The 2,263-nt window shown below is 63.0% G+C and carries 3 protein-coding genes; 2 read left to right on the forward strand and 1 reads right to left on the reverse strand.

Annotated elements, in window-relative coordinates; all coding sequences use genetic code 11:
- The coding region (gene infC, locus RMO89_RS14290) for a translation initiation factor IF-3 (RefSeq protein WP_310533918.1) at positions 1 to 349 on the forward strand (349 nt) is incomplete at its 5' end.
- Positions 350 to 420: 71 nt separating this feature from the next.
- On the opposite strand, the gene RMO89_RS14295 is transcribed toward infC, so the two are convergent.
- Entirely contained in the window at positions 421 to 804 is a 384-nt protein-coding gene (locus RMO89_RS14295; protein WP_310533919.1) for a DUF6632 domain-containing protein, read from the reverse strand.
- Positions 805 to 907: 103 nt separating this feature from the next.
- Here RMO89_RS14295 and RMO89_RS14300 point away from each other — a divergent pair, with 103 nt between their 5' ends.
- On the forward strand, positions 908 to 2,182 hold the full coding sequence (locus RMO89_RS14300) for a cystathionine gamma-synthase family protein (protein WP_310533920.1): 1,275 nt from the start codon (positions 908 to 910) through the stop codon (positions 2,180 to 2,182).
- Positions 2,183 to 2,263 lie beyond the last annotated feature (81 nt).

Consider the following 2,263-nt stretch of genomic DNA (forward strand, 5'->3'; position numbering starts at 1 on the left):
TCCGCCGGTCTGCAAGTTCCTCGATGTCGGCAAGTTCCGCTACGAGGCGCAGAAGAAGGCTAACCTCGCCCGCAAGACCCAGAAGACGCAGGAGATCAAGGAGATCAAAATGCGTCCGAACATCGACGATCATGACTATGAGACGAAGATGAAGGCGATCCACAAGTTCATCGGCGAAGGCGACAAGGTCAAGGTGACCCTGCGCTTCCGTGGCCGCGAACTGGCGCACCAGCAGCTGGGCATGAACCTGCTGCGCCGCGTGCAGGAAGATACCGCCGAGATCGCCAAGATCGAAGCCTATCCCCGCATGGAAGGCCGCCAGATGCTGATGGTGATTTCACCGAAGTAAGGCCGGTTCCCGGTAGCGGGACGAAAAAAGGGCGCACCGCAGGGTGCGCCCTTTTTCGTATCAGGCCGACATTAGCGCTTCGACTTGGCCTTGCTCATCAGCACGCCGAGCACAACGGCGACCAGCAGCAAAGCCGGAACGTCGCCCAGCATATGGCCGGCATGCATCGGGTCGCGGCCCGACTGGAAGGCCATGACCGCGGCGTGGACGACGCTTGACCAGATCGTGAACGAGATCAGCGAAGCATTGGCGAGCGGGTCGCGCCCCGCGCGGATCAGGAAGACCCCCAAGGTGGCATAGATGCCGACGATCATCATGAAATAGTTGTCCGAGGCGGGAACGCCTTCGTGCCAGGCCCAGCCAGACGGCCAGAACATCGCCAGCGGATAGATCAGGCAAAAGATCACGCCGAACACAGTCAGCGCCATGGAAAGAAGTCGTGTCGTGTCAGGCATGTTTCGTATCCCCCTGCGACCCGAGCGCATAGCGCACCTATTTTGTCGCAATAGCAATAGCTGCTCGCCAAGCATGGCCAACATGGTTACAAGAGAAACCATTATGGCAAAATCATCCAAAGACACCACGATCGGCAATCGCCAGCTGAAGCCCTCCACCTTGATGATGGGCTATGGCTATGACCCCGCGCTTTCCGAAGGCAGCCTGAAGCCGCCGATCTTCCTCACCTCGACTTTCGCCTTCCCCAGCGCGGCGGAAGGCAAGCGGTTCTTCGAAGGCATCACCGGCAAGCGCCCGGGCGGCAGCGATGGCCTTGTCTATTCGCGCTTCAACGGGCCGAACCAGCAGATCCTCGAAGAACGCCTCGCGCTGTGGGATGTCGCTGAAGAGGCGCTGGTATTCTCCAGCGGCATGTCGGCCATCGCCACCCTGCTCCTCGCCTTCTGCAATCAGAACGACGTGATCGTCCATTCCGGCCCGCTTTACGCCGCGACCGAGGGCTTCATCGCCAAGACCCTGTCGCGCTTCGGCATCGGCTATGTCGACTTTCCCGCGGGGGCTGAACCCGCCGAAATCGAGGCGGCGCTGGCCAAGGGCAAGGATCTGGCCGCAGCGCAGGGCGGCAAGGTCGCCATGGTCTATCTCGAAAGCCCGGCGAACCCGACCAATGCCCTCGTCGACATCGAGGCGGTATCCGCCGCGCGTGATGCGATGCTCGGGGCCGATTGCCCGATCGCCATCGACAACACCTTCCTCGGCCCGCTGTGGCAGCACCCGCTGGCGCATGGCGCGGATATCGTTGTCTATTCGTTGACCAAATATGCCGGCGGTCACTCGGACCTTGTCGCGGGCGGCCTGACCGGGGCGAAACGCTGGATGGATCCCATCCGCATGCTGCGTAACACCATGGGCACGATCCTCGATCCCAACACCGCCTGGATGCTGCTGCGCAGCCTGGAGACAGTGGAACTGCGCATGACCCGGTCGGGCGAGAACGCGGCGAAGGTCTGCGCTTACCTCAAGGGCCACCCCAAGGTCGACGGCCTCGGTTACCTTGGCGATATCGACGATCCGCGTCAGCAGGACATCTACAACCGCCACTGCACCGGCGCGGGCAGCACCTTTTCGGTGTTCATCAAGGGCGGCGAGGCGGAGAGCTTCCGCTTCCTCGACTCGCTCAAGATCGCCAAGCTGGCGGTCAGCCTTGGCGGCACCGAAACGCTCGCCAGCCACCCGGCGGCGATGACGCACTTGTCCGTCCCGCCGGAGCGCAAGGCGATGCTGGGCATCACCGACAACCTCGTGCGCATTTCAGTGGGTATCGAGGATGCCGACGACCTGATCGCCGATTTCGAACAGGCACTGGCAGCGGTCTGACCCGGAGTCCCCGCGGCGGGGGGGGCCGCACGGGGGTTGGGGAAAATGGCAGTGGGCCCCCCCCCCGCCGGGGGGGGGGGG

This window comes from Novosphingobium sp., assembly GCF_031424035.1.
GTDB lineage: Bacteria > Pseudomonadota > Alphaproteobacteria > Sphingomonadales > Sphingomonadaceae > Novosphingobium.

Excerpts from the sequence above, each read along its gene's own strand:
- RMO89_RS14295 (WP_310533919.1), bottom strand. The coding sequence starts at position 804 with ATGCCTGACACGACACGACTTCTTTCCATGGCGCTGACTGTGTTCGGC.
- RMO89_RS14300 (WP_310533920.1), top strand. The coding sequence starts at position 908 with ATGGCAAAATCATCCAAAGACACCACGATCGGCAATCGCCAGCTGAAG.